Annotated in this window: 22 protein-coding genes; 9 read left to right on the top strand and 13 right to left on the bottom strand. The window is 60.5% G+C overall.

Going from position 1 to position 26,460, the window contains the following annotated elements; translation table 11 throughout:
* Window positions 1-353 precede the first annotated feature (353 nt).
* Window positions 354-1,076, bottom strand: a complete 723-nt coding sequence (locus RBH26_RS18525; protein ID WP_306759864.1) for a fumarylacetoacetate hydrolase family protein — start codon at window positions 1,074-1,076, stop codon at window positions 354-356.
* Between the two features lie 992 nt (window positions 1,077-2,068).
* Between RBH26_RS18525 and RBH26_RS18520 the strand changes: the two genes are divergently transcribed.
* Window positions 2,069-2,836: an IclR family transcriptional regulator gene (locus tag RBH26_RS18520; RefSeq protein ID WP_306759863.1), complete on the top strand. Its 768-nt coding sequence runs from the start codon at window positions 2,069-2,071 to the stop codon at window positions 2,834-2,836.
* A 138-nt stretch (window positions 2,837-2,974) separates the two neighbouring features.
* On the top strand, window positions 2,975-4,522 hold the full coding sequence (locus tag RBH26_RS18515) for an AMP-binding protein (protein ID WP_306759862.1): 1,548 nt from the start codon (window positions 2,975-2,977) through the stop codon (window positions 4,520-4,522).
* A 198-nt stretch (window positions 4,523-4,720) separates the two neighbouring features.
* On the opposite strand, the gene RBH26_RS18510 is transcribed toward RBH26_RS18515, so the two are convergent.
* From RBH26_RS18510 to RBH26_RS18495, 4 genes are all read right to left on the bottom strand, one after another.
* Window positions 4,721-5,599 carry a fumarylacetoacetate hydrolase family protein gene (locus RBH26_RS18510; protein WP_306759861.1) on the bottom strand — a complete coding sequence of 293 codons (879 nt, stop codon included), beginning with the start codon at window positions 5,597-5,599 and terminating at the stop codon, window positions 4,721-4,723.
* Between the two features lie 149 nt (window positions 5,600-5,748).
* The gene (locus RBH26_RS18505) at window positions 5,749-5,931 is read right to left on the bottom strand and encodes a hypothetical protein (protein ID WP_306759860.1); all 183 of its coding nucleotides are present in this window, start codon (window positions 5,929-5,931) and stop codon (window positions 5,749-5,751) included.
* A gap of 95 nt (window positions 5,932-6,026) precedes the next feature.
* A complete protein-coding gene (locus tag RBH26_RS18500; protein WP_306759859.1) occupies window positions 6,027-7,112 on the bottom strand; it encodes a cupin domain-containing protein in 1,086 nt (361 codons plus the stop codon).
* Between the two features lie 102 nt (window positions 7,113-7,214).
* Window positions 7,215-8,096: an SDR family oxidoreductase gene (locus RBH26_RS18495; RefSeq protein WP_306759858.1), complete on the bottom strand. Its 882-nt coding sequence runs from the start codon at window positions 8,094-8,096 to the stop codon at window positions 7,215-7,217.
* Window positions 8,097-8,391: 295 nt separating this feature from the next.
* Here RBH26_RS18495 and RBH26_RS18490 point away from each other — a divergent pair, with 295 nt between their 5' ends.
* Window positions 8,392-8,715: a hypothetical protein gene (locus RBH26_RS18490; RefSeq protein WP_306759857.1), complete on the top strand. Its 324-nt coding sequence runs from the start codon at window positions 8,392-8,394 to the stop codon at window positions 8,713-8,715.
* 197 nt (window positions 8,716-8,912) lie between these two features.
* Here RBH26_RS18490 and RBH26_RS18485 read toward each other — a convergent pair whose 3' ends face one another.
* Together RBH26_RS18485 and RBH26_RS18480 are read right to left on the bottom strand one after the other, a co-directional pair.
* A complete protein-coding gene (locus RBH26_RS18485; RefSeq protein WP_306759856.1) occupies window positions 8,913-10,148 on the bottom strand; it encodes an FAD-dependent monooxygenase in 1,236 nt (411 codons plus the stop codon).
* 271 nt (window positions 10,149-10,419) lie between these two features.
* A complete protein-coding gene (locus tag RBH26_RS18480) occupies window positions 10,420-11,004 on the bottom strand; it encodes a GNAT family N-acetyltransferase (protein ID WP_306759855.1) in 585 nt (194 codons plus the stop codon).
* An 894-nt stretch (window positions 11,005-11,898) separates the two neighbouring features.
* On the opposite strand from RBH26_RS18480, the gene RBH26_RS18475 reads away from it, so the two are divergent.
* The 4 genes from RBH26_RS18475 to RBH26_RS18460 all read left to right on the top strand — a co-directional run bounded on the left by RBH26_RS18475 (window position 11,899) and on the right by RBH26_RS18460 (window position 16,173).
* Window positions 11,899-12,702: an IclR family transcriptional regulator gene (locus RBH26_RS18475; RefSeq protein ID WP_306759854.1), complete on the top strand. Its 804-nt coding sequence runs from the start codon at window positions 11,899-11,901 to the stop codon at window positions 12,700-12,702.
* A 259-nt stretch (window positions 12,703-12,961) separates the two neighbouring features.
* Window positions 12,962-14,080 (top strand): amidohydrolase family protein, encoded by a 1,119-nt coding sequence (locus tag RBH26_RS18470; RefSeq protein ID WP_306759853.1) that lies wholly within the window; start codon window positions 12,962-12,964, stop codon window positions 14,078-14,080.
* Window positions 14,077-14,457 carry a Rieske 2Fe-2S domain-containing protein gene (locus RBH26_RS18465; protein ID WP_306759852.1) on the top strand — a complete coding sequence of 127 codons (381 nt, stop codon included), beginning with the start codon at window positions 14,077-14,079 and terminating at the stop codon, window positions 14,455-14,457. Before RBH26_RS18470 ends, RBH26_RS18465 begins: the two co-directional genes overlap by 4 nt.
* Before the next feature lie 246 nt (window positions 14,458-14,703).
* Window positions 14,704-16,173 (top strand): aldehyde dehydrogenase family protein, encoded by a 1,470-nt coding sequence (locus RBH26_RS18460; protein ID WP_306759851.1) that lies wholly within the window; start codon window positions 14,704-14,706, stop codon window positions 16,171-16,173.
* A 650-nt stretch (window positions 16,174-16,823) separates the two neighbouring features.
* On the opposite strand, the gene RBH26_RS18455 is transcribed toward RBH26_RS18460, so the two are convergent.
* The 3 genes from RBH26_RS18455 to RBH26_RS18445 form a co-directional block, all read right to left on the bottom strand.
* On the bottom strand, window positions 16,824-18,284 hold the full coding sequence (locus RBH26_RS18455; RefSeq protein WP_306759850.1) for a nucleoside recognition domain-containing protein: 1,461 nt from the start codon (window positions 18,282-18,284) through the stop codon (window positions 16,824-16,826).
* A gap of 173 nt (window positions 18,285-18,457) precedes the next feature.
* Window positions 18,458-18,853 (bottom strand): universal stress protein, encoded by a 396-nt coding sequence (locus RBH26_RS18450; RefSeq protein ID WP_306759849.1) that lies wholly within the window; start codon window positions 18,851-18,853, stop codon window positions 18,458-18,460.
* Window positions 18,854-19,644: 791 nt separating this feature from the next.
* The gene (locus tag RBH26_RS18445) at window positions 19,645-20,040 is read right to left on the bottom strand and encodes an acyl-CoA thioesterase (protein WP_306759848.1); all 396 of its coding nucleotides are present in this window, start codon (window positions 20,038-20,040) and stop codon (window positions 19,645-19,647) included.
* Window positions 20,041-20,209: 169 nt separating this feature from the next.
* Between RBH26_RS18445 and RBH26_RS18440 the strand changes: the two genes are divergently transcribed.
* Together RBH26_RS18440 and RBH26_RS18435 are read left to right on the top strand one after the other, a co-directional pair.
* A complete protein-coding gene (locus RBH26_RS18440; protein ID WP_306759847.1) occupies window positions 20,210-20,518 on the top strand; it encodes a hypothetical protein in 309 nt (102 codons plus the stop codon).
* Window positions 20,519-20,525: 7 nt separating this feature from the next.
* On the top strand, window positions 20,526-23,609 hold the full coding sequence (locus RBH26_RS18435; RefSeq protein ID WP_306759846.1) for an FAD-binding and (Fe-S)-binding domain-containing protein: 3,084 nt from the start codon (window positions 20,526-20,528) through the stop codon (window positions 23,607-23,609).
* 158 nt (window positions 23,610-23,767) lie between these two features.
* On the opposite strand, the gene RBH26_RS18430 is transcribed toward RBH26_RS18435, so the two are convergent.
* The 3 genes from RBH26_RS18430 to RBH26_RS18420 form a co-directional block, all read right to left on the bottom strand.
* Window positions 23,768-24,133, bottom strand: coding sequence for a Rieske 2Fe-2S domain-containing protein (locus RBH26_RS18430; RefSeq protein WP_306759845.1), 366 nt, complete (start codon window positions 24,131-24,133; stop codon window positions 23,768-23,770).
* Window positions 24,134-24,135: 2 nt separating this feature from the next.
* A complete protein-coding gene (locus RBH26_RS18425; RefSeq protein ID WP_306759844.1) occupies window positions 24,136-25,269 on the bottom strand; it encodes an amidohydrolase family protein in 1,134 nt (377 codons plus the stop codon).
* 286 nt (window positions 25,270-25,555) lie between these two features.
* The gene (locus RBH26_RS18420; protein ID WP_306759843.1) at window positions 25,556-26,329 is read right to left on the bottom strand and encodes an IclR family transcriptional regulator; all 774 of its coding nucleotides are present in this window, start codon (window positions 26,327-26,329) and stop codon (window positions 25,556-25,558) included.
* Window positions 26,330-26,460: the final 131 nt, after the last annotated feature.

Raw genomic sequence — 26,460 nt, 5'->3', positions numbered from 1 at the left:
CTCGAGTCGACTGATGTAGTTACCCCCTGTACACGGATTTCGGTGGGTCGACAGTATTGCCCCTATGTCCATTGCAAACACCTCACACAATACGCATCAGAACCATATTAATAAATATGATGGTAGAAGATGCGATACATACATAATCGAAATTTAGTCATGCAATACAATTTCTAAAATGCCAAATCCGAAAATAGCTACAAATCAATCGTACTGTGCTGTGGGTACGCTACGGACCGAAACGAGCAGTAGTGACGCCCGGAGCCATCGTGATCGGTGTCCATGGCCGAGACGGGCCCCTGTCGATCAGTGCCGGCGTACACACGATCCGCTTGACGTGTCCAGGCCGTTTTCTACTCGCCCGTATCGACGACTCGATTCCGAAGGGTTCCAACCCCCTCGTACGTGATCTCGACGGCATCACCGGGTTCGATGAGTCCGGGGTTCGCAGGGCTGCCGAACGCGACGACGTCACCCGGTTGGAACGTAAACCGTCTCGAGAGATACGAGAGTATCTCGTAGGGATCGAACAACATCAGTTCCGTGTTTGCGTCCTGTCGTCGTTCACCGCTTACGTCCGTCCACATATCGATTCCAGTCGGATCGACATCGGTCTCGATCCACGGGCCGAGCGGTCCGGAGCCGTCGAACGCTTTCCGTGCGGTTCGGCCCTGTTGGTCGAGGGCGTCGACGTCGTTCATGATCGTGTACCCACGGACGACGTCGGGGACCTCGTCCTCCGAGACGTCGTGGCACGGTTCGTCGATGACCGCCGCGAGCTCGCCGGCGTAGGTCAGTTCGTCCGTGAACTCGGGATAGGGAATCGGCTCCTCGTGTGCCACCAGGGACGTCGGCGGCTTGATGAAAAAGTCGGGTTCCTCGGGGCGCTCGTACTCCATCTGATCTAAGGTTTCCGCGTAGTTGCGGCCGACACAGTACAGCGCCGATGGCTCACAAGGCGGCAAGAGATCGCCGTCGACGCCGACTTCGTAGCTCTCGTCGTCGGCGTGGACGACGCCGTCGTCGTACTGTCCGGTAACCGGTCCATCGGAAGTCGCGATCCGTGCGAGTCGCATTACCGGACGTCGTGAGTCCAGGTGGGTATGTCTACCGATTCGACCTCGACACGGTCGGCTGGGACTGCGCTCGAGTTGATCGTCTGCCGACGGGCTGTCCGGCCGTCCACTCGTTTCGACAATCTGGCACGGCCCTCCTCCGCATAGCTACTGTACCGTATCTGGAGTAGGTACAATTGATACAATCGGTGCAATAGGTAGAGTACCTATTGTACCTACCTCACCTATTGTATCTGAAATAGCTCTCGTCTCGAGTCGTTTGCCACGAGCAACCAATCATTCAAATTATTATTTCAGCAATTCCCTCTATGATGTTGCCAAAGTAGAGCAATATTGGCCTGCCTGTCGAACGAGTGCTAGCTCTTGAATACCCTACAAGCAACTTCCGCCCCGAGCCGTTTTTTATGATCTTAGATAGATTATTTACCCACAAATATCAGTAATAGACGCGAACTACTGTGCGCTAGTACAGACTATTCGATACGATAGTGGGTCTATCGGTAATACGGCGGCCAACGCCTCTTTGTCCGACTTAACGATACGAAATCGCGATTCCAAGTCGCTGGTGACTGTGCCGTCGACCGTCGACTCAGACCCAAGTATGTTGCTCTATATGCACAACATTCAATAGAACTATTTATGCTGTTAGAACTATATATCACAGGCTTTCTCTGTCCTCGAGATATCGTGACTCCCGATAGCCAAGGGAGTTTCCTGATCGTGATACTGCCGGACAGCAGTCACTGCTACGGACTGGTGTTCCGATCTCCTGCCGATCGCCACACAGGCGGGTTCCTGGACAGGGCGGCGAGTGTCCACCCGTGCTGTCTGGCACCACGACCAACACCCTCGAACGATCGGACACACTGAGTGCTGTCCACTCGATCGATTTCTCGTGGTTTCACAGAACCGAATTTCCGGTATTTACGATATATGGTAGAGAGCAGAAATCAAACAGAATGCTTTAGCAGTATGTTTCCAATACACTAGCTATGGAAGGACGTGAGCGTTCTGGACGATCAATCAAATCGAATGGCACACTGTTCGCCATCATAGAAGCCCTTAAAGAGACCAACGGCGCAGGAGTGACCGAACTCGCTGACCGGCTCGGATTGGCAAAAAGTACCGTACACAAACATCTCGTGAGTCTCGAGCGCAATAGATACGTCGTCAACGAAGACGGCTACTATCGCCTCGGACTCGAGTTCTTCAACACCGGTGTCCACGTTCGAAATCAGTACGAGGTCTACCACGCCGCGAAGGATCGAATCGACCGGTTAGCCGCCGAGACTGACGAGGCGGCCTGGCTTATCGTCCACGAAAACGGGCTTGGAATGTTCGTCTACGGCGTTCCGCAGAACGAATCGTTCTCGTTCGATTCGACGATCGGGAAGTGGGTCTACCTCCACGCGAACTCGGCGGGGAAGGCGATTCTCGCTGATCTTCCCAGAGAAGAGGTCGAAGAGATCATCGATCGTCACGGTCTGCCGGCCCAGACAGAGAACACGATCACTGATCGGCAGGTGTTGTTCGACGAACTCGAGGCGGCACGCGAGCGCGGGTACGCGATGAACTTCCAGGAGGATCTGCGAGGGCTCCACGCGATCGCGACGCCGATCATCAGCGACGGACGCCCGGTTGCGGCTGTGACGATCGCTGGTGCCGCCAACCGTCTCACCGAAGACCGCATCGAGGACGAACTGTACGGGGCGTTGCTCGAAGCCGTCGACGACATCGAACTTCGACTCGTGTACGGATAGCGATTCATACGGTCTCCTGACGTCACTGGTACTACCGGACAGAACGAGGTGCACAGTCGCCACCCGTCTCGGGAGCGTCTCGAGCGGGTTTTCCATAATAATTAATACCTTCGGTAACGGTCACCACACATAGTCTGTATGTATTTCATCGATTCCTTCAACCGCTCCGTCCGGCGACATTCGTCGGATATCGCCCTCGTCTTCGACGACGGTCAGTCGGTGACATACGGGGAGTTAGACGAGCGGACGACGCGGCTCGCAAACGCCCTGAACGAGCAGGTCGCCGATCGTCGAGTCGCAACTCTCGCGAACAACGGCTACGCGGCGATCGAGACGATGATCGCGAGTCAAAAGCGTGGGATCGGCAACGTGCAACTTCCGTTTCGCGACAGTCCAGGCGGACTCGTCTCGATGCTCGAGCCGACTGACGCGGCCGTTCTCGTCTTCGACGACGAAAACGCCGACACGGCCCTCGAGGTCCTCGATCGCTCCGCCCTCGAGTATGGGATTCACGCGGGCGAGAAACCGATCGATCACGAAGCCGTCGACTCCTACGACGTCGTTCTCTCGGATGCCTCGACGGCCGACGTCGAGCCGGATCCGGAGTACGAACACGGCGTGTTCTACACGAGTGGGACGACGAGCACGCCGAAGGCAGTGCTGTTCGACCAGGAACAGCTGTGGCACGGCAGCACCCAGGTGGTCATGGAGATGGGAATCGAGGAGACGGACACGGCGTTGGTCACGTCACCGTGGTATCACATGGTGACCTGTGACGCCTGGATCCTCCCACACCTTCAGGCGGGGGCGACGCTGGTCGTCCAGTCCGACTTCGACCCCGACGAGGCGTTGCGACTCACCGACGACCACGACGTCACCGGCGTCCTCGCCGTCCCAACCCAGCTACACGCACTGGCAGACTGCCAGCGCGAGGCCGAGTACGACATCGACTCCCTCTCGTATATCCGGACCGGCGGTTCGATCGTCACGGAGTCGCTCGTCGAAAAGGCCTCGACGTACCTGACCGAGGGCATCTACAACACCTACGGGTTGACCGAGGGCGGGCCGAACCTGACCTTCGCCCATCCGTCGGTTCAGGCCGAGCATCCAGGGACGATCGGCAAGGAGTCGTTCGTTTCCGAAGTCCGGGTCGTCGAGGCCGTCGATCCCGACGACGAGCCCGATCCCGAAGCAACGGTCGCTCCCGGCGAGACTGGCGAGGTTCTCGTTCGCGGCCCCGGCACGTGTGACGGCTACATGGACCGCCCGGAGGCAGCCGACTGGCTGCTCGTCGACGACGAGTGGATCCGGACGGGTGACTGCGCCGACGTCGACGAGGATGGCTTCCTGTATATCGTCGGTCGTATCGACAACATGATCGTCAGCGGCGGCGAGAACATCTATCCCGAGGAGGTCGAGGAGGTCATCGAAGGCCACACAGACGTCGAGGAAGCCGCCGTCGTCGGTCTCGAGGACGAGGAGTGGGGCCACCGTGTCGCCTGTGTGGTCTGTACCGAGTCCGAAGACCTCGAGACCGACGATCTCGACCGATTCTGCAAGAACCACGACGAACTGGCGAATTTCAAACGCCCACGCGAGTACGTCGTAATAGAAGACTCGCTTCCGCGAACCGACACCGGCACCATCGAGCGGGAGACGGTCCAGACGGAGTACTTCGCCGAATAGCCCAGCACGGCCGTCGTCACGTCCCGCCGATCGCCGCTCCCGCGCTTGTGATCGGTGAGAGATCGGGACAGCAATCCGTATCACTCGTGGGCGACGAAAAGCGACGGCTACCGCTCCCGATAGCGTGCTTCGGTGAACGTGTCCGCGTCGAAAAAATACCGCCGAAAGAATCGTCGTTGGTCGGACCGCCGTCAGTCGTTAGTTGTCTTGCTGGCTCTTCTGGACGTCGACGTCCTCGAAGGCGACGTCGCGTTCGGTGACGTCGACGGTCATCTGGCCAACGTCTTCGATCTCGGCGTCGATGGTGTCGCCGTCGGCGAGCGGGCTGACGCCTTCCGGCGTCCCAGTAGTGATGACGTCGCCGGCTTCGATCGTCGCGCCGATCGAGGCGTACTCGACGACGTCGGCACAGCTGTAGATCATCCCGCCGGTGTTTTGCTGTTGTTTGGTCTCGCCGTTGAGCTGGAGTTCCATCTCGAGATCGTGGGGGTCGTCGAACTCGTCGGGCGTCGTGACGCAGGGACCGATAATGGTGAACGTATCGTAGGACTTGCGGTTGGAACGGTCCTGGTCACCGCGGACGGAGACGTCGAGCAGGATGGTGTACCCCAGGACGGCGTCCCAGACGTCCTCGGCGTCGATGTCTTTGACGTCCTCACCCATGACGAACGCGAGTTCGATCTCGTGGTCGACGCGTCGGTCGTTGAAGGGGAGTTCGATACCGTCTTCGGGACCGGCGACGCTCGAGGGGGCTTTGAGGAAGTAGCCCTTGTCCTCGATGGTGAACCACTCCTCGGTGACGATGTCCTTGTCGGCCAGCGCCTCCTCGACGTGGTTTTCGTAGTTCAGCGGCGCGGCGATGACCTTACCGGGTCGGCGGACGGGCGATTCGATGGTTACCTCTTCACGGTCGTAGTCGGCGTCCTCCTCTTCGTACTCGCTGGCATCGAGGTCCTTGCGAGCGTACTCCTTGAGCGGGTCGTTCGTCTCGAGACCGAGTTCGTCGGTGACGTCGACGATACCGTCGTCGTCGGTCAGCAGGCCGAGTCGATCGTCGTTGAATCTGACGAGTCGCATGGTAGAACCACTGCGACGCGCCCACATAAATCATCCTTTCTCGGATTTTGCCCGTCCGAAAAATGGTGAAGGATTTCGCTCCCGAAACCGGAGCAGGACTGCGACTCGAGTCGCCACTTCGGCGAGTGGGGAGCCGGAAGCCAATCCGGTCAGCCGCTTGCCTCGATCTGATCGTCGAAGACGTCTTCCGACGGGAACACACTGCGACAGTCTTCACACACCATCTGTCCGTCGATCGCGTACTCCCAGAGCTTGCCACCACAGTCCAGACAGTCGAAGTGTGCCCGGACGAACGGATCGTGCTCCGCGTACGGGTTCTCGAACTCTGCCATACTGATTTTCTAGGGACACCGACGCATAAAGGATACGGACTGCCGGAAGCCAGTTCCGGCACAACCGGAAGACGAGTCGTGGTTGTTCGGGAGTATTACTCGTCGATGGCGGACTCGGCGTAGAAGTTGAACGCCTCGAACACCGGACGGTCGGTCATACCCAGGAGGATCGCTTCCTCGCCGTCGGGTTCGTGGTGGTGTGGCTCGTCCGGCGGGATCACGAAGATGTCCCACTGTCCCCACTCGAGGGTCTCGCCACCGACGTGGGTCGCGCCTTCACCCTCGATGACGAAGTAGACCTCCGTGGCGTTGTGGAAGTGGGCCTCGGTTTCCTCCTGGAGGAGTTGGGCCCGGAACGACATCGTCGGGAACAGCGGCGGCTGGCCCGTCGTCGGGTTGACGTAGGCCATGTTGTACCCATCGTAGGGGTCGGGCGTGTTGTTGTCCGCACGCTGACGAAGCGTCTGGATAGTCTCCTCCCAGCTAAAGCGGTGGGGCGGCGTCGGCTCGCGGATTCCCTCGAACGGTCCGGGGATCCCGTCGCTTTTGGACGCTTCAGGAGGTCGTGCCTGTCCGTACTGGGAGTCCCAATAGCCCTGGGTCTTGGTGACCGGCTGGCGCTCGAGTTCGTGGTTCTCGAAGACGTTCGAGGCGTTCAGCGAGTCGAGCACCAGCGGCAGATCCAGTACGTCGAGCCACATCGCCGTCTCGTCGGAATCGTTGACGTGGTCGTGCCACTCCCACTGAGGCGTCGTGATGAGGTCGTTGTTCTCCATGGGGAACTCCTCGCCCGCGACGACCGTTTTCATGTCTTCGTGACCGTCGATCGTAAAGCGCAGAGCATTGGCTCCGTGGCGGTGGGACGGCGCCGTCTCACCCGGCGAGACGGTCTGGACACCGACGTAGATCGTGTTCGAGATGGCGTTGTCCATCCCGGTGTTGATCGGGACGGCAACCCGGCGCTGAAAGCCCGGCGGGAGCTCCTCGATGGGCATGTCCTCTTCGACGTTGTCGATCACCTGCTTGATATCGTCCCACTTCCAGATCTCCGCTTCGAGGTCGTCGTAGACGGTTCCCATCGTGTTCTCGACCTCCCACAACGGCCGGAGATTGTTCTCCTCGAGGAGGTCCCGAGTATCCGAAGTCAGTTCTATGCGGTCTTCGGGCTCTTGCTCTGCCATACTGGATACTTCCGGAAGAATCATCATAAGTGTGTTGGAGGATCCCGAGGTTCGGAATCGAGAGCGGCTACCACATCGTGGAGTTTCGGGAGCGGACGGCTCTTACAGGAAGCGGTCCGTCCGTGTAGTCTCGTAGCCCGCAGTGAGCGAGTCGAACGTCTCGTCGATCGAATCGACCGTCCAGCCGTCCTCGGCGACACCGATCCGGGTCTGACGCGGCTCCGAAAGGATCCCGATCTCGTCGCCCGCGGCCGTCACCGTAACACCGGTAACGTCGGCGGCCGCCTCGCTCAGCAGGTACGCCGCGGCGGGAGCGACGTCCTCGGGCGGCATCTCCTCGCGCGTGTACGGGCGATGTTCTTCGGGGATCGACTCGGTCATCCGCGTGTAGCCGTTGGGCACGAGCGCGTTGACCCGAACGTCCTGGCGGTGAAGCTCCGTCGAGGCCGCACGGACGAACCCGAGGATCCCGGCGTTCGCGCTCGCGTAGGCGAGTTGACCGACGTTACCCAGCGCACCCTTGGAGCTGACGGCCAGAAACGATCGATCCGTGGGCGGATCGTCCGCTTCCCGCCAGTGTCCGACCGCGCTTCGCAACAGCGTGAAATTGCTTCGGAGGTGAGTGCGGACGACCTCGTCCCAGTCCTCGTCGGACAACGTCCAGGACATACCGTCGCGGAGGATTCCCGCGAAGTTTGCGACGCCGTCTAGCCGGCCGAACGCCTCGAGGGTCGTTTCGATGGCGTCCGCGGCGTCGTCGGCATCGGCGGCGTCGCCGAAGTGAGCGACCGCAGACGCCCCATCGATCTCGTCGTCGATCGACGCGGCGACCTCGCGGGCCGGTTCCGGATCCGAACCGCTACCGTCGACCGCGGTTCCGAGATCGGAGACCACGACGTTCGCCCCCTCGCTTGCGAGTTCCCATGCGGTGGCAGCACCGAGACCACGCCCGCCGCCGCCGACGAGATACGCTGGGTCAGTCATGCGCCACCCCCGTGGACGTCCGAACGGCCGTGTCCGATCCCGCGTCGCAGTCCGCTACCGTCACCGATTCGGTTCGGACGAGGGATCACTGTGTGTGACTGTCGTCTCGCATCAGTTACACAGACCATACGTGGTGTACGAACTCGTCGATAATCAGAATTCGGGACGTGTCATCGGGGCTCGGTGACTGCAGGGGCGTCGGTGGCGTGAACTGATCGACCGAAACATCGATTCGCATTACAAGCACCGACAACAAATGGAATGGATTTACATAGACCTGGATCTAACTACGAGTATGGTACTCGAGACAGACATCGAGGACGTTACAGCGAAGCAAGAGGACCTTCCGGACGTCGACGACGTCTACGACGAAGACGAGGAAGTCCCGATCGAAGACGTGTTCGACGACGCGTTCGTTCAGGAACGAACCGAGTTCGGGTCGTTCGACGAACTGGTCGCAGCCAGTCCAAGCGAGGCCGACTCCGCCGCCGACCTCGAGACCGTCCCCCACGGCCGGTGGGACGAGTTCGTCGCCGAGTCGACCGAGTTCGACGACGAGGAATCGTTCGTGCTGGCCGCCCGTGACCACTGGGTCGCCAAGCGACTGGATCTGGTCTAACAGACTGGAGATCGAACGACCTGTCTCCTTTTCATAGGCATCGATCGACGAGTCGCGCTGCTGTCCATCGAAGATCAGAAGGCAGAGTCGGCGAGGGCTGTGGCTCACATTCGAGACGTCGTACTCGAGTGAACCGGTAGTCGGAGCCAGTCCGTCGAAAACGAGTGTCGACCGCGGAAAACGGTTTCAGTGCGCGCTTAGTAGTTGCCGGTCGAGACGATCGGTGGCCCCTCGTGGGGGCCGTACGGTGCGTCGTCGAGCCACTCACCGGCGGTTTCGAAGTGGTCGGACATCTCGGCGGCGACCTCCTTGCGAAGCACCGTCACCGGGTCGTCGCCCTGGAGGTACTCGAGGGCCTGGCCGGCCGCGCCGATGTTGTACTCGGCGGCCTTCTCGCGGCGTGCCGCAAACAGTTCGACTTCGTTGTGTGCGACTGCTTCCGTCTGTGCGTCGAGTGCGACCGAGATGGCCGAGGCGGCCTCGTCAGCGTCTGGAACCCCGGAGTTCATCCCGCGTGCACCGAAGGGGGCAAGCAGGTGGGCCGCCTCGCCGGCGAGCAGCACGCGGCGGTGTTCGTCGACGAACGTGTCCGCCTGGACCTGAAGGAAGTGATACGTCGAGACCCACTGCAGGTCGTCGGCGTACTCCTCGCCCATGATGTCGCTGACGAACTCCCGCATCCGCTCTTCGCTGCTGAGTTCTTCGGGGTCGTCGCCCTCGATACACTGGATGTCGAGCCGCCAGCCGCCCGTGAAGGGGACGAGCAAGACGTTGCGACCGTCGGCTTCGGGTGCATCGTAGTGGAACAGCCGCTCGAGGTCGGGGTGATCGTCGTCGATCTCCTCGTCCTCGATGTCGGCGATGATGAAGGCGTTCTCGGACTGATCGCCCTCGAAGTTCGCGCCGATCTCCTTGCGAACCGTCGAACCGGCGCCGTCAGCACCGATCAGATACTCCGTTTCCCACACGTCGCCGTCGGTCGTCTCGACGGTGACGCCGTCGGGCGAGGAGTCGACGGCGGCGACCTCCGACTCCCAGTGGATCTCGATGCCGGCTTCCTCGAGTGCCTCGAGCATGTACTGCTCGGTGACGACCTGTGGAATGCTGGTGAAGTGTGGGATGTCACCCGATCCACCCGGCGAGTTGTACGTCCGGTTGAATACTTCCTTGCCCTTGTACAGCGTTCGGCGAGTCGGCCAGACGAGGCCCTCGTCGACGAGGTCCGTACCGAGCCCGGGATGGATTCGCTCGAACGTCCGCAGCGTCGCGCCGTGGACGTAGATCGCGCGGCTTCCCGCTCGGTCCCGATCCTCTGGCTCCGCCTCGAGGATCGCCGTATCGATACCGCGTGCGTTCAACGCGAGTGCGGCCGTCATACCGACGGGTCCAGCGCCCGCGACCAGTGCTGGTTTATCAGTCGTATCTCCGCTCATGATGAGCAGTGACGGACCACGGCATCATAGTAGTTGTGGTTGTCCACTGTAGCTCGTCTTTGAGGTGACAGAGTTCGATATAGGTCGCCTTAGTATTACACTCGGCGATAGAGTGGCGGGCACGAGCGGTGAAAACGGGTCAGCTTCACATTATGGATGCGTACGTCTTTCTCTCGTCACCCCCACCACACTGTTGGGAGTCATTAGTTCACATACAGCGTTTCTCGGTAGCGAACAACCGTTGGGGGCGGCGACGTCGCCGAACCTGTCGTTACCGATCCCTGTCAGCCGGCGGCTGCTGGACGGCCGTGACGATCGGCTCCTCGAGCGGTAGTGCCATCTCGAGGTCGATCACGTTCGTGCTGGTGACGTTGAACCCGACCTTTTCGTAGACGGCGATCGCACGGGGACGGTCACGGGAGACGTTAAGCTGAAGTTCGTCGTGTTCCCGGTGGTCAGCGTGAGCAACGACGTGCTCGAGTAACTCCGTTCCGATACCGCGGTTCTGGTACTGCGGGTGGACGAAGATCACGAACTCCGGTTCGGAGGCGTCGGCGGGAACGACGGCGACGTGGCCGACGATTTCGTCGTTACAGGTCGCAACTAGATTCCAGCCCTCGCTCGTGAGCCGTCGCAACCACCGCTTGCGTTCGGCGGGGTCGTCCGGTGGAAGTGCCATCGTCGTGGTCTCGACCGCGTCGTACATCGCGAGCAACGATTCGTCGACCGGTACATCGTAGAGTTCAATCAGCACGGGATCGCCCGCGTCGTCGATATATCGCGGACAACGTGGTGGACAGTGTTCCGTCCCCTCGCAGTCGGAGTTGTCCCACCCGCTACACACGTTCGACGCCATAGTGTTCGATTCGTCGCTATCCAGTTACTCAATACTTTCCACGAATACCAGTCGTTGGCAGTTTCAGTATGTAGTCATACTGTCGGACAGCACTATTCATAGTTCGGTCACGCGACTGTGGTCGTCCCCGCGGGTGAGGGACGCAACGTCGCGCTCGACGGTTCTCTAACTGCTGTACGACAGTATCAGAGACGCGCGACGAGACCGATTAATACGGTCGGAGCTCCTCCGATCTTCCGTCGTTCGTGGTTGTTCGCTATTGGAGAACGTTCTCGTGCTTCGTCGTCATGTTCTCTCACTCTAACCGTCGACTGATGGGTCGAATCGGACGACACCGCAGGGTTCGACCCATCAGTTCAGGCTTGGACCGCCACTAGCGGTTTGGACAGCGGGAAGAGATGTACAGTACGACGGACACGCCGTGAATACGCGTACGCGCGGACACTCGGATTCAAGACTTGTGTATTACAATACTCGAAAGATTGGCATATCGCGTTACACAAATATCCGTACACTCGTTTTGGACGATTTTTGTAATTCGCCCGAATATAGTGGGGAGATAGCTAGATACTGCGTCGATGATTCCAACGTCCGTTCAGAATTTACAGTAGTATGGATGTAAGGAACGGTCGAACGTACGACGAACACACCGGACGTTCAACTCGTGGTTACCACCTGGACGCCAATACCAAGTCGATCGGATAGGTAACCCGGTTCAGTCGTCACTATGATATTCCTACCAGTCATAGCAAGAGTATATTTACGAGATATACGTGAAAACTGTAGTTTCATGCAGTGCGATTAGCTATCGCTATTTTGTATGGTTATCCGAAGTCGGTCGGACCGTTTGATGTGAGCAAAAGAGTCTTGGACCTCGGAGCCATCGCCTGCAGTATGAGCCCGGACGAACCGCGACGAATTCAGTCCGCCGATAGGGTCTGTGACATCCTCGAGCACCTGCGAGAGACAGGAGGAACGACGGTTTCGGCGCTAGCCGACGCCGTCGGATTGTCGCCAGGGACGGCACACACGTATCTCGCGACCCTCGAGTCACGTGGATTCGTCCGCAAATACGACGGGGAGTACCGACTCGGCCTCGAGCTACTACCCTACGGGGAACACGTTCGGTTGCAAAACGACCTCTATCGGGCCGCCAAAGCGGAGCTCCACCGACTCGCACACGGCAGCAACGCCACCGCACACCTCATGACCGAGTACGACGGCCGACTGGTCGTGTTACACGAGGCGTTCGGCGAGGACGCGATCGGGACGGAGTTTCATCCACGGAAACGAGACCGGCCACAGACCCACCTCCACTGTACTTCGGCGGGGAAGGCGATTCTCGCCCACATGCCGGACTACCGAGTCGCGGAGATCATCCACGACCACGGGCTCGTCTCCTATACGTCCTCGACGATCACGGATCCCGACGAACTCGCCGCGGAACTCGAGGACATCCGGGAACGCGGGTTCGCACTGAACGATCAGGAACAGATGCAGGGGATCCGTGCGGTCGGCGCTCCGATCCTCTACGACGGTGAGCACGTCCTCGGAGCAGTCAGTCTCTCGGGGTCGGCGAGTAACTGGAGCGGCGACCGCTTCCGCGAGGAGTTCCCGGAGAAGGTCATGCGGGCGGCAAACGCCATCGAAGTCAACGTCCACGCGGAGTACCCCGACGGAGATCGTCCCTGGATTTGATATTCTCAATACGCCACGCCGCGGCTCGCTTCTCTCTCCCGGCGGTTGGAGACGGGGTGGAATGACTGACCCGGCGATCTATTACACAAGTACGATCGTAAATAACTGATCAGGCCTCGAACGGGTTTGGTGGGTCGACTGGGTTTGACTACGTCAAATCCGTCTCTCGGGCAGCTCGAAGTAATATAATTATCTTCGGTTAGGAGCAACAGCCCCCGTCGAATAAAGGTGTATAAAGTACCGGTACCGTTATACGACCATGCTGGAATCCGACGAGAGCCAGCCGAATCAAGAGGCACTAGACCGGTATCACGTCATCGACGGCGACTGTCACTACATGGAGTCGTTCCACGACGTCGCCGAGTACATGGAAGAGCCCTGGAAGACGAAGTTCGAGGAGAGCAACTTCGACGAGAAAGGCGCAAAGCAAAACCTCAGTTCGTTCTTCCCCTTCTCGACCGGCGACCGCCAGGCCCACGGGAAGATCACCCGCGAACACTCCTCGTACCCAGACGAGCCCGAGACGCCCGAGCGGATCCGTGAAGGGATGGAGTCCATCGGCGTCGACGAGACGCTGCTGATCTCGCATCTCATCCTCGCGGGCGCCGGAACGACCGCCGACGACGACCGCCAGAGCGCGTTCGCGAAGGCCTACGTCGAGTACATGCAAGAGGAGGTCCTCGACCCCGACGACGGCATTCACGGGCTCGCGCCCATCCCCTACGGCGACGTCGACGCCTCCCTCGAGATCCTCGATCGGATCGAAGGCGAAGAGGAATACGTCGGTGCCTGTTTCGTCACCGCCGGTGCGACGCCACCGCTTGGCAACCGCAAGTACGACCCGCTCTACGAGCGGTGTGAAGAGCTCGGCCTTCCGGCGGTCTTCCACACCGGCGGTGCCGGTCTCGACGAGTACGTCCGTGCCGGCTACCAGGAGATGCTCGAGACCCACACGCTCGGCTTCCTGGAGTCGAACATGTCTCAGATCGTCAGCCTCGTCGTCCAGGGCGTCCCCGAGAAGTTCCCCGACCTGGACATCGTCTTCATGGAGTCGGGCATCACCTACATCCCCGGCCTGATCACGCGACTCGACGAGGAGTACCTCAAGCGCCCCGAAGAAGCGCCGCTGCTCGAGAAAAAGCCCGGCGAGTACATCAAGGACTTCTACTACGGCACCCAGCCCCTCGAGATCTCGGCCGACCCCGAATACCTCGAGAAGTGTTTCGACATGGTCGGTGCCGACAGCCTGATGTACGCTTCGGACTACCCACACTGGGACTACGACCGACCGACGACGGTCACCGACCTCCCGTTCCTCTCGGAAGACGAGAAAAAGCAGATCCTCTCGGGTAACGCACAGGAGGTGTTCGACCTATGAGCACGACGGAACTGATCGAAGTCAAACCCGAATCGGAGTTCGAAGAGGGCGATCGCGAACTCGTCGACGTAAACGGCATCGAAGTCGGCGTTCTCCGCGTCAACGGTGAGTTCCACGCCGTCCAGAACCGGTGTCTCCACGACTGCGGTCCGGTCGCCGAAGGGCAGGTCAGCCGGAAACTCGTCGGCGAGTTCGTCGAACCCGGCAAGCGCGTCGAGAAAGACTACGACGACAACGAGCCGATCATCTCCTGTCCGTGGCACGGTTGGTCGTACGACCTCGAGACGGGCGAGCAACTCGCCGACGACGACATCGTCCTTCCGACGTTCGACGTCGTCGTCGAAGACGGAGTCGTCTACGTCGACGGCCAGCAATAACACTCGAACGATAGTAGCCACATCCGTCGACAGCTCCGCGCAGGGTATTACACCCGTCTACGGACGACTGTCCGCCAGTACCGGCACACCCGCGACCCGGCTGCGGGTGTTCGAGACAGAGGGCTGTATCGACGACGTGCCAGTACTCACTTCTCGTTCGGGTTTTCGGTCGATCGATAGGGATGGTTTTATTTGGACGACGCGAGTACCTAGGTGTAGGTCACGCATGTGGCCGGTTCACAACACATGAGTTCACAGACAACGGACGCCGAAACGAAGTGGAACGGACTGTACATCGACGGTGAGTGGCGCCAACCCGAGGGCGCAGCGGAGACGACGGTTACCAGCCCGGCGACGGGTGAGGTCGTCGCGACGATCCCACAGGCGACCGAGGACGACGTCGACGAGGCCTACGCAGTCGCCGAACAGGCACAGACCGAGTGGGCACAGACGCCGCCACAGGAGCGAGCTGCCGTCATCGAGAGCGCAGTCGAGCGACTGCAGGAACGGCAGGACGAAGTCGTAGATCTCCTCGGACGCGAAGCCGGGAGCATCGTCCCGAAGGGAGCAAAGGAGGTCCAACTCGCTACGGGGATGATGAACGTCGCGACGAGTTTCCCGTTCCGTGACGGTGGCGACCACGAGAAGTCGATCATCCCGGGCAAGGAAAACGTCGTCGAACGCGAACCCGTCGGCGTCGTCGGGGTCATCTCGCCGTGGAACTTCCCGTTCCACCTCTCGATGCGTGCTGTCGCGCCGGCGCTCGCGCTCGGAAACGCGGTCGTCCTCAAACCCGCCGGAGACACGCCGATCACCGGCGGACTGCTCCTGGCCGACATCTTCGAGGAGGCCGGCCTCCCGGACGGACTGCTCAACGTCGTCCCCGGTCCGGGCTCGACCGTCGGTGACGCCGTCGCGAGCGACGAGCGCGCGGAGGTCGTCGCGTTTACCGGCTCGACCGAAGTCGGCCGACAGGTCGCCCAGCGAGCCGCCGAAAACTTCGCCGAGCCGGCGCTGGAACTGGGCGGCAACAACGTCCACATCGTCACCGACGATGCCGACCTCGAGCAGGCCGTCGACGCTGGCGTCTTCGGGACGTTCATGCACCAGGGACAGGTGTGTATCTCGATCAACCGCCACCTCGTCCACGAGGACGTCTACGACGAGTACGTCGAGCGGCTCACCGAACGTGCCGCGCAGCTGCCCGCCGGCACCGAACTGGACGAGGTCGTCGTCGGCCCGATCATCAACGAAACCCAGCGCGATACGGTCCTCGAGTTCATCGAGGAAACCGTCGAGGCCGGCGCAACTCTCGAGACCGGCGGCGAAGCCGACGGTCTGGTCATCGAACCGACGGTGCTGTCGGACGTCACCAACGACATGGCTGCCGCGTGTAACGAGCACTTCGGTCCGGTCGCACCGGTGATTCCGTTCTCCGACGACGACGAGGCCGTCGAGATGGCAAACGCCACCGAGTACGGCCTCTCCGGTGCCGTCCACGCCGGCGACTTAGAGCGCGCCCGCGACATTGCGGACCGCGTCGAGACCGGCATGATCCACATCAACGACCAGCCGATCAACGACGAGCCACACGTGCCGTTCGGCGGCGTCGGCGCGTCGGGTATGGGTCGGTACAACGCCGAAGCGATCCTGCGGAAGTTCACGCGAACGAAGTGGGTCTCGATCCAGCGAGAGCAACGAGAGTACCCGTTCTAAGACGGGTCGTCCGCGTTTCGAATCGGTAACGCCGTCGCCGACCGTTCGACCGCGGTTCACTATCGCCGGTTTGCCGGGCTATCGTTGGCCTCGAACCGACGACCTGTCGATAGCCGATTTTTCGCGTGATCGACGCCAATCGATAGTGTCGAACGTATCGACTGCTGATCCGTATCACCGTATACGTTCGTCCAACGTGTTCCCGACTACCGTCCATTCTTCATTTGTTATGGACTTCACTGGATAGCGTACTTTTCCTCGTCTCCCACCCACTATGTCGATAATATTCGTGAGAAACACTGGGCGACTATCGAATACGCTCGAGAACGCCGACAGCGAACTGGGTTTTAGTTATAATACATGGTCGAAGAAATATAAGGTTCTGTATTTCTCTGGTAACCCGTAGAGGCATATAAATTACAGCCAGAGGATAAAGCGGAGGTTTCGATGAGATCGTTCGACAGTTACGAGCAGTAGTGTCTCGAGTCAGAACCGAGCGTGTGGTTGCCGAATCGATCCGAATCGGATCGGATCGGATCACGACAACAAAAAACGAACGACGGCCGCCACATGCCATGACGGGCGACACAGCGAATCGACACACTCGACGAGCGATTCGGAAAACGGCGCGGACCGCGCGTGGGTCCCAGTTAGATGAGGCCCACGTACGCAGCGGCATGTGTCAGGGCCGCAGCGACGGGGATGAGGAATGCAGTCCGTAGGACGAGCAAGAGCAGCAGGTCACGGAACCGCATGGGAACGTCGTCGAACATGTCCACCATCATCGGCGCCGACGCTGCGATGAAGATCGCCTGTCCGCTCGTGACGATCACGACGAACACCTGCGTGAGCACGTCGGCCTCGACGACCATCGTCGCGCCGATGAAGTACTCCGCGCCACCGGCGATGATGCCCGTCGCGGCCATCTGCGGGTCCGGAATGCCGAGAATGTTCATCAGCGGGATGAACGGGGCAGAGATGTACGCGAAGAACGCGGTGTAATGCTCGAGCAGGAGCACGGTCATCGCGATCGTCAACACCGTCCCGATGATCATTCCGGCCAGTTTCATCCCGTCGATGAAGCCGACGACGGAAGCGCGCGCGATCGAGTCACCTTTCTTCGCCGTTTTCACGCCCTCGTTGAAGGCGAATCGGAAGTAATCACCGACCGTGCCGGTAAACCGCGGTTCGGGATTCGGCTCGGCGACGTACTCTTCCGGAACCGTCGAGAGCGGCGGAATGCGAGCGAGGATCGCGGCGACGATGAGGGTTGCGATGAGGTAAAGCGCCACGATGATCGGAAAGAGGTGAAGGATTTCCAACACCGCTGCGACGGCCCCCACCGTCCCCAGGTTCGCCGTCGCGAAGCACGTACAGATCACGAACACTTCGCGTTTGTTGTAACCACCGCGGTCGAAGACGTTTCGGGTCAGGTAGTAGCCGATGCTGAACGAGCCGAGCCACGAGGCCGCGCTGTCGAGTGCCGACCGGCCGGGCAGATTGAAAAACGGCCGCATGAGCGGCTGGGCGAGCGTCCCAATGAACTGGAGACCGCCAAGTTCGGCGAGTAAGTTGACGAAGATCGCCCCCAGCGGAATCACGAGTGCGACCGTGATCGCGAGGGCGCTCCAGGCAGTCCCGACAACCGGATCGGCGAACATCCAACCGGGGCCGGCCTCGAGTAGGATTGCCACCCCGAGGACAGCGCCGATGACTCGAAGCGCCCAGAACGGCTTCGACGTTCGCCAGTAGTCGAGTTCGAACCACTCCTCGACTCGTTCGCTCACAGTGTACACTCTGCGGTAGTGCAGCTCCGCGATCGTCGTGAACACACCACCTGCGATGAGAAGCCCCAGCGTGAACATCTCGACGGCGAACATCGACGCGTTCTGGAGCAGCGTCATCATCACGTCGAGTGGAATCGTCGTCTGCCCGTCCCACTGGATCGGGAACAGGAAGACGAACGCACCGGTCGCGAACGCGACGATGAATTTCAGCGTTGCCCTCCATCCTTTGTCGATGAAATCGACGTCGTCGATCGACTTCTCCTCAGGTGTCACTGACTCGCCTGATATGTGTTCGTCATCTTCCCAGGCTTGACCCCCAAACATGGTTCGACAAACCGCCCCATGGGTAATAAAAACACCGATCATATGTCGGATAATGTATTATGAGAACAATCATAGTATACATACTTTTTTATTTTAATGTGAGAATTATAATGGTAGTGTCGTACAACGGTGCTACTCGAGTCACCTCGATTCGAAAAAGCGGACACCGCCGATCAGCTACTCGTCGTCTCGAGCAACACCGTCCGGTCGGATTTCAGAATCACGTCCTGCGTGACGCTCCCGAACAGGGCCTTCCCGGTCGGAGATCGCTTTCGGCCCGCGAGACTAATGAGGTCGGCGTCGAGTTCGTCGGCTTTGTCCAGAATGTTCGGCACGGCATCGCCACTCGACTGGGCGACCTCGACGTCGAAGCCGGCGTCCTCGAGTTGCTCCACCGCCGCAGCGACCGACTTGAGATTTCTCGCGTCAGCGCCTTCGTCGTCCGCCCGGAAGACGTGATAGAGGACGATCTGCGTCTCCGTCGTATCGAGTGGGAGTTCGGTTATCGACTCGACCTGTTCGTTCGCCCGTTCGACGTTCGTATCGATGCTGAGTAAGATCGTCGTCATGGATTGGTGTTCGTACAGCGTTACCATTAATCCCAGTGGTATATGACTTTTTGCCACGATCGACAACGGACACGGATCCGTTCCGATCCGTCTCAGTGAAAAAACGGACGGCGAGAACGATAACGGCCACAGCGAGTAACTACTATCACGATACGGACCGCTGCATCGAGTTCCCGACGCGGCCCATCTTGCGGTCGCGCCGGCACGATAGACAGCGGTCCAGAGAGACTAGAGTAACAACTGAAACGATGCACACACCGATCGCAGAGTTCGTAGGTTACGTCAGCCCCTGCTCGCCAGTTCGCAGGGCTCGTTCCGGTGGTCGCATCGACCCGCGCTCCCCTCGTGCGATCAGTTTGCACCGACGGCCAGTGGCTACTATAGAGCGTTTCCTCGACGCGATGAGTGACACCGTCGTCGTATTGCAAGGATTTATGTAACTCCTCCCCCCATGAGTGAGTGTGTCAAACATAATCGATACACAGAGGGGCTTCGAGTAACCCGTCGACGACCGTCCTGTTCGCGATGGTAACACCCATCGCCAAGGCGCTGTACGCGCTCGCAACGGTGAGTGACCGTCGGACGGGTCCACACCGATCGCACGGCACACGGCGCACACCGGTCCCCGCCAGCCAGTTCGCGGTTCTCCCGGTGGTCGCATCGATCCGCGCGTCCCGCAAGCGATCGGGTGTACACTACCGTTCAGTGGTTACGATAGTGTGAGCGGTCTATGAGAGGTCGTCGCGTTCCGGCCGCAGTACGAGAGTCGATGGCGATCCGAGAGACCGCCACTAGACGCTCTCGAGCGCATCGCGGAGGTCGTCGGGAACTGACACGCCGCCATCACCGTTGATCGGGACACACACCCGGTGTTCGGTTCCGCTGAAGACGACCTCACCGTCGTGGATCGCCCGGTAGTCGAACTGGACGCTCGACTCCCCGACGGTCGCGTCGAGTTCGATCTCGACGACGTCGCCGCCTTCGATCTGACCGTGGAAATCGAAATCCATCGAGACGAGTGGAAGACCTAATTCGTGTTCCTCGTGGAGTTCCCAGTAGGGCCAGCCGATCTCTTCCATGAACATATCCGAGGTCTCGTGAATCACGTCGATCATCCGCGGATAGTGAGCGATACCGAACGGGTCCGTATCCGAGAACCGGACGGTCCAAGTGCGTGTGAAACTCATTCGTTGATACCCAAAATACGGGTCCGCAGTTCTAATAAAGCTACTGCCGCCGTAGAAATACAACATGATCGATCATGTTCCGAGAAACCCATTACATATTGGCAAAGATGAGGAGAATGATGGACAGTAGGAATCCTTATACCGGCCATGATGTAATATAGTGGCACACATGGCTATCGACATCGAGCAGTTGCCGTCCCCGAGACTCGAGCAATGCCTCGAGCGGGGACAGCGAGACCGCATCGGTACCGGTGACGTCGACACGACCGCTCCGCCCGGACGGCGCCATCTCGAGTCGGGCGGTCGGTTCAGTACAGCGGTCACCGGTGTCCAACGCGCACACGCGGAGCAAAACGTCAACGTTACCTGCCCGCTTTGGAAATGGGAATCCATGACGCGATGCTACGGACTGGATCGACACGAGATCGAACGCGCCCCCGCCGCGAGAACTGCGGGGACCCCCGAGACCGTCAACTGACCGAGTTATGACTGCGAGCCCAACCACATCGCTCGACGAGAACGATTCCGAGCCGGCAGCCGACGAGCGGGCCGGCTACGACTACGTATCGGACGACATCGACCGACCGGATCTGGTCGCCGACCTCGAGGGTCGGATCGATGGCGACGTCCGATTCGACACCTACACCCGACAGCTGTACGCGACCGACGCCAGCGCGTACCAGGAGACGCCGATCGGCGTCGTCTTTCCGACGTCGACCGACGACGTCGCTGCCGTCGTCTCCTACTGTGCCGAGCGGGAGATCCCAGTCCTGCCACGGGGCGGCGGAACGAGCCTCGCCGGCCAGGCGGTCAACGAGGCGGTCGTCCTCGATTTCACCCGCCACATGGACGCCGTCGTCGACATCGATCCCGACGATCGGCGGGCCCGTGTCCAATCGGGGACTGTGCTCGAGGAACTCAACGACGCACTCGCCACCCATGGACTGAAGTTCGCTCCCGACCCGGCAGCGGGCAACCGCAGCGCCATCGGCGGCGCGATCGGGAACAACTCGACGGGCGCTCACTCGCTGGTCTACGGGAAGACCGACGCCTACATCGAGGAGTGTGAAGTCGTGTTGGCCGACGGGACAGTCGCCACGCTCGGCGAGACCGACGTCTCGGAACTGCGCGAGCAAGCCGATCCCGACGGTGACATCCTCGAACGCGTCTCGGCCGAGGTCGTCCGGATCATCGACGAGGAAGCCGACGAGGTTCGCGACCGGTTTCCTAATCTGAAACGCAACGTCTCCGGTTACAATCTCGACATGCTCGTCGAGGAGGCCGGCTCCGGAACCGTCAATCTCGCGCGCCTGCTCGCGGGCAGCGAAGGGACACTGGCCGTCGTCACCGAGGCCGAAGTCTCCCTCGAGCCGGTTCCGGAGACGAAGGCGGTCTCGCTGCTGTTCTACGAGAGCGTCCTCGAGGCCGTCACGGACGTCCAGCACGTCCTCGAACACGAGCCGGCGGCGGTCGAACTCATCGACGACGTGCTCATCGGACTGGCGCGTGAGACGGCCGAGTTCGAAGAGATCGCGGCACTCGTCCCCGACGGTGCTCAGGCGGCGCTGCTCGTCGAGTTCTACGCCGCCGACGACGACCACGGCCGGGAACAGACCGCCGGTCTCCTTGCCGACCGTGTGCCCGGAAGCGACAGCGAAGCCGAACCGCCTGTAGACCGGCCGAACATCGACGAGATCCACGCCTTCGAAGGACTCGAGGCCCACGCCGAAGACGAACGCGAGCAGTTCTGGAAGCTACGCAAGGCCGGCCTCCCGATCTTGCTCTCGCGAACCTCCGACGAGAAACACATTAGCTTCATGGAGGACTGTGCGATCCCGCCGGAACACCTCCCCGAGTTCGTCGAGGGGTTCCAGTCGCTGCTAGTCGAGAAAGATCGGGACGTCGACGCGGCCTTCTACGCCCACGCGGGGCCGGGTGTCCTCCACGTTCGCCCACTGGTGAACACGAAGTCCGCCGAGGACCGAACGGACATGGTCGAAATCGCTGACGAAGTGACCGACATGGTCGTCGAGTTCGGCGGCTCCGTCTCTGGTGAACACGGCGACGGCCGCGCCCGAACTCAGTGGAACCGGAAACTCTACGGCGAGAACCTCTGGCAGACGTTCCGTGACCTGAAGTCGGCGTTCGATCCCGACTGGCTGCTCAACCCGGGGAACATCTGTGGCGACCACGACATGACCGAGAACCTCCGGTACGACAGCGACTACAGTCACGACGCCGGTTTCGACCCCGCCTTGAACTGGGACAACGAAAACGGCATGCAGGGCATGGTCGAGCTCTGTCACGGCTGCGGTGGCTGTCGGGGCGACCAAGAGACGACCGGCGGCGTGATGTGTCCGACCTACCGTGCCGCCGAAGAGGAGGTCACGGCCACCCGTGGTCGCGCGAACCTCCTCCGAAACGCGATGAGCGGCGAGTTGCCAGACGACCCTACCGACGACGAGTTCGTCGAAGAGGTGCTCGACCTCTGTATCGGCTGTAAGGGCTGTGCGCGTGACTGTCCGAGCGAGGTCGATATGGCCAAGCTCAAGACGGAGGTCAAACACGCCCGCCACCAGGAACACGGTGCCAGCCTCCGGGACAAGCTCTTTGCCAACTTCGATCGGCTCGCACCGCTTGGCAGTGCCCTCGCGCCGCTTTCGAATCTCGCGGACTCGCTTCCCGGCGCCGGAACCGTCGCCGAAAAGACCGTCGGCATCGCACGCGAGCGGTCGCTGCCGGAGTTCCACCGCGAGACGGTCCAGGACTGGTTCGAGGCCCGCGGTGGCTCGCGAGTTTCCGAGGCTGAAGCCGAGCGAAAGGCGGTCTTCTTCGTCGACACCTACACCAACTACAGCCATCCCGCCGTCGGGAAGGCGACGATTCGCGTCCTCGAGGCCGCCGGCGTCCACGTCGACGTCGCCAGACGGACCGACAGCGGCCGACCGGCACTCTCGAAGGGGTTCGTCGACAAAGCCCGCGAGACGATGCGTGCAAACGCCGCCGAACTTGCACCTCGCGTCGAAGCGGGATGGGACGTCGTCCTCGCGGAGCCCTCCGACGCCGTGATGTTCCAGTCCGACGCGCTCGACCTGCTTGGCGGGCCTACCGTCGAGTCGGTCGCGGCGAACACCTACGGCGTCTGTGAGTACCTCGATACGTTCCGCCTCGACGAGAACGTCGATTGGGCGGCGCCGTCGGATTCGCTTGCCTACCACGGGCATTGCCACCAGAAGGCCACGAAGAAAGACCACCACGCCGTCGGCGTGCTCCGACGGGCAGGCTATGCGGTCGATCCGCTCGATTCGGGCTGCTGTGGGATGGCCGGGAGCTTCGGCTACGAGGCCGAACACTACTCGCTAAGCCAGTCGATCGGCGACATCCTCGTCGATCAGATCGAAGACAGCGACGCGACCGTCGTCACCGCACCCGGAACCTCCTGTCGGACCCAACTCGGGGACAAACGCCTCGAGCCGGTTCCCGCCGGCAGTTCGCTGTCCGGGAGCGACCTCGACGGTGAGGAGCCGCCGACCCCGGTCGAACTGTTGGCCTACGCGCTCCCGCGGTAACGCACGGTCAGCTCGCTCTTTCGTTCGTGGGAGTCGAGGATCGATCACTCGAGGCGGTGTTCGGCTTCGGCGTTTCATACGGACTACTGTCTGGCAGTATTACTAGAAACGCGTACGGCTCGTTCGAGCCGATCGAAACCGGAAGGCGGCCGACTCGTTCAGATACGAACTAGAATGTCGTCATCGTCGACGACGCAGTCGAACGTCCCGATGCGCTGTCCGGACGCCTCGTGTTCGCCCGTCTCCAGGTCCCACTCCCAGAGATGCCACGGACAGGAGACCGTACAGGCTTCGGCGTTGAGGCCACCGCGTTCTCCCGTCCAGGTGTCTTCGGCGTTGATCTTCTCGTCGCCGGCCTTACACAGCGGAGCACGCTGGTGGGAACAGCGATTGTTGATCGCGTAGTAGTCGTCGCCGGTGTTGAAAACGGCGACCTCGATACCATCGACGTCGAATCCCTCGCCTTCGCCCTCGGGAATGTCGCCGACCTCTGCGACTTTCGTGAAGTTGTCTCTGTCGACCATTATTAGATGTCGAGGATCTCTTTGGCGTTCCCGCTGAGGATCTGTTCTTTGGTGTGGTCGTCGAACGCTCGCGAGGTGTAGAACCACGTCGGCGGGTCGAGCGTCTGGTGTGGCCAGTCGCTGGAGTAGATGAACATATCGTCGGCCATCGAGAGATCGAGCAGGCTCTCCGCTTCGCGAGCGTTCCGTGGCAGCGCAAACGGCTGCGTACAGAGGTAGATGTTGTCACGGAGATACTCGCTTGGGGCACGCTCGAGGTATCGCTCGCCGGAGTCCATCTTCCGGGGCGTGATCTGGATGTCCTCGGGGTGCATCTCGTAGAACTCGTCCATCCGGTAGCGCAGGAACGGCACCCACCAGTGGCCACCTTCCTGGATGACGACGTCGAGGTCGGGATACTTGTCGAAGACCCCGCGCATGATCATGTTGACGACGTTGACCATCGCGTGGATCGGCCAGTCGAAGCCGAGCACCTCGGTCCACGTCAGCATGTCGTCGCCGATGTAGGAGTGTTGGGGCCAGTAGGCCAGCGAGCCGTGGAGAAGCAACGGCAGGTCGTGCTCGACGAGCGCCTCGAAGACGGGATCGAACTGTTCGTTGCCCCACGGCACCTTCGGATCGAACCACGAGTAGGCGCCGACGATGTTGTTCTCGTCGGCCATTCGCTCGATCTCTTCGACGGCGTAGTCGGGATCCCACTTCGGGACCATCATCGACGTGTAGATCCCCTCGTCGGCGAAGTGGTCGAGCATGTAGTCGTTGGCCGCCTGCGCGACGGCGTTTTTCAGAACGGGATGGTGCTGGTGGTTGAGGTTGTTGATCCCTGCGTTGACGATCGGCTCGTCGACCGCGATCGACTCACAGGCCTCCTGGACGTCCTCCGCGTATTTGGCACGTCCCTGGGTGAACAGTCCTTCCTGCCCTTCTTTGATTCCGTAGGCCGCGTCCCACTTCCCCATAACCGGCGTCGCGCCGAACTCGGTGGTCAGCTTGTCGTAGGCGCGGTCGTCCTCGACGTATTCGAGTAACTCGTCCTCGAGAGGATTGACGTGGAAGTCCAGATCGATGATCTCGTCCTCGAACGCCTCGTCCGGAACCTCCGCGTCACTTTCGAGTCGTCTTACTGATGGCTCCATACAGTGCGGTATAGAGAATCCACCGTGTTGAAGCTTCTGGTCGGCGTTCGTCCGGTTTTAGCGTTCCCAGCAATATTTTTGCATATTAGTTGGTTCGGAATTACCAAACAATTCAGAATGGAATAAATGTATACGACGTATCGCAGCGACCGTCTCGTCGAATACCACCGCGGTATTTACGAGAATATGTTTGTAAACACTACGTCGTGCGTTCGGTGACAACGAACGGTCAGAGAAACAGAACACAGGACGTCGAAACAACGAGAAAGCGGATATCGGGCGTATCTCAGTTCGGCGGATACTGCAACTTCAACTCGAGTTCGTTCGTGGCCTCGAGCAACAGCGGTTTGATCTCCTCCAGACATCGCTCGACGGTGAGCCGATTCGCCGGCCCGGAGACGGAGATCGCACCGTAAACCGTCTCCTCGCCTAAAACTGGAGCACCGATCGCTCGCAGCCCATCTACCGTCTCCTTGTCGTTGAACGCGATCCCGTCCTCGCGGATCTCCTCGAGTTCGGCCCGGAGTTCGTCGGGATCGGTGATCGTGTGTGGTGTCAGTTCGGGCAAGCCGTGACAGTCGATGATCTCGTCGACGCGCTCGTCGGGGAGATACGCCAGGATCAACTTGCCGGTCGCGAGGTGGTGCAACCGGGCTCGACCGCCGACGCTGGCGTGCGTCTGAACGGCCTTTTCGCCCATCGCCTTGTCGAGGTAGACGGCCTTTCCGTGTTCTTCGACGATGAGCCAGGCGACTTCGCCCGTCTCTGCGGCGAGATCCTCGAGGACCGGCCCACCCACTCGAGAGAGTTCGTCGCTATTCTTGACGAACATCCCGTGTTCGAGGAACTTGAGACTCAGTTCGTACTCGTCACCGTTTCGGACCACGTACTCGTTGTGCTCGAGCGTCGAGAGGTGGCTGTGAAGCGTACTCTTTGCGTACTCGAGTTCGTCGGTCAGTTCCGCCAGCGTCGCCCCGTCGAGTGACTGGAGCGTGTCGATGATCTCGAGTAGTGTATCTGTCGTCTTGACCCGCCGGTTTGGACCGTCTCCCGTCGTCATATAGCTGAACTACGCACAATAGGGGGAAATAATTTCCGAGGGTTGACTTTCGAAGCGGCGAAATTGCCGGCCGATCAGTGTCTCCGGACCGAGCAGTTGGCCGTTTCCGGTACTCGGTTCCAGTCGAGATT

The organism is Natronolimnohabitans sp. A-GB9 (assembly GCF_030848565.1).
Lineage (GTDB): Archaea > Halobacteriota > Halobacteria > Halobacteriales > Natrialbaceae > Natronolimnohabitans.
Note: the sequence above shows the minus strand (reverse complement) of the source record. Positions and strands in the feature narration are given on the sequence as shown.

Excerpts from the sequence above, each read along its gene's own strand:
- RBH26_RS18525 (WP_306759864.1), bottom strand. The coding sequence starts at position 1,076 with ATGCGACTCGCACGGATCGCGACTTCCGATGGACCGGTTACCGGACAG.
- RBH26_RS18520 (WP_306759863.1), top strand. The coding sequence starts at position 2,069 with ATGGAAGGACGTGAGCGTTCTGGACGATCAATCAAATCGAATGGCACA.
- RBH26_RS18515 (WP_306759862.1), top strand. The coding sequence starts at position 2,975 with ATGTATTTCATCGATTCCTTCAACCGCTCCGTCCGGCGACATTCGTCG.
- RBH26_RS18510 (WP_306759861.1), bottom strand. The coding sequence starts at position 5,599 with ATGCGACTCGTCAGATTCAACGACGATCGACTCGGCCTGCTGACCGAC.
- RBH26_RS18505 (WP_306759860.1), bottom strand. The coding sequence starts at position 5,931 with ATGGCAGAGTTCGAGAACCCGTACGCGGAGCACGATCCGTTCGTCCGG.
- RBH26_RS18500 (WP_306759859.1), bottom strand. The coding sequence starts at position 7,112 with ATGGCAGAGCAAGAGCCCGAAGACCGCATAGAACTGACTTCGGATACT.
- RBH26_RS18495 (WP_306759858.1), bottom strand. The coding sequence starts at position 8,096 with ATGACTGACCCAGCGTATCTCGTCGGCGGCGGCGGGCGTGGTCTCGGT.
- RBH26_RS18490 (WP_306759857.1), top strand. The coding sequence starts at position 8,392 with ATGGTACTCGAGACAGACATCGAGGACGTTACAGCGAAGCAAGAGGAC.
- RBH26_RS18485 (WP_306759856.1), bottom strand. The coding sequence starts at position 10,148 with ATGAGCGGAGATACGACTGATAAACCAGCACTGGTCGCGGGCGCTGGA.
- RBH26_RS18480 (WP_306759855.1), bottom strand. The coding sequence starts at position 11,004 with ATGGCGTCGAACGTGTGTAGCGGGTGGGACAACTCCGACTGCGAGGGG.
- RBH26_RS18475 (WP_306759854.1), top strand. The coding sequence starts at position 11,899 with ATGAGCCCGGACGAACCGCGACGAATTCAGTCCGCCGATAGGGTCTGT.
- RBH26_RS18470 (WP_306759853.1), top strand. The coding sequence starts at position 12,962 with ATGCTGGAATCCGACGAGAGCCAGCCGAATCAAGAGGCACTAGACCGG.
- RBH26_RS18465 (WP_306759852.1), top strand. The coding sequence starts at position 14,077 with ATGAGCACGACGGAACTGATCGAAGTCAAACCCGAATCGGAGTTCGAA.
- RBH26_RS18460 (WP_306759851.1), top strand. The coding sequence starts at position 14,704 with ATGAGTTCACAGACAACGGACGCCGAAACGAAGTGGAACGGACTGTAC.
- RBH26_RS18455 (WP_306759850.1), bottom strand. The coding sequence starts at position 18,284 with ATGTTTGGGGGTCAAGCCTGGGAAGATGACGAACACATATCAGGCGAG.
- RBH26_RS18450 (WP_306759849.1), bottom strand. The coding sequence starts at position 18,853 with ATGACGACGATCTTACTCAGCATCGATACGAACGTCGAACGGGCGAAC.
- RBH26_RS18445 (WP_306759848.1), bottom strand. The coding sequence starts at position 20,040 with ATGAGTTTCACACGCACTTGGACCGTCCGGTTCTCGGATACGGACCCG.
- RBH26_RS18440 (WP_306759847.1), top strand. The coding sequence starts at position 20,210 with ATGGCTATCGACATCGAGCAGTTGCCGTCCCCGAGACTCGAGCAATGC.
- RBH26_RS18435 (WP_306759846.1), top strand. The coding sequence starts at position 20,526 with ATGACTGCGAGCCCAACCACATCGCTCGACGAGAACGATTCCGAGCCG.
- RBH26_RS18430 (WP_306759845.1), bottom strand. The coding sequence starts at position 24,133 with ATGGTCGACAGAGACAACTTCACGAAAGTCGCAGAGGTCGGCGACATT.
- RBH26_RS18425 (WP_306759844.1), bottom strand. The coding sequence starts at position 25,269 with ATGGAGCCATCAGTAAGACGACTCGAAAGTGACGCGGAGGTTCCGGAC.
- RBH26_RS18420 (WP_306759843.1), bottom strand. The coding sequence starts at position 26,329 with ATGACGACGGGAGACGGTCCAAACCGGCGGGTCAAGACGACAGATACA.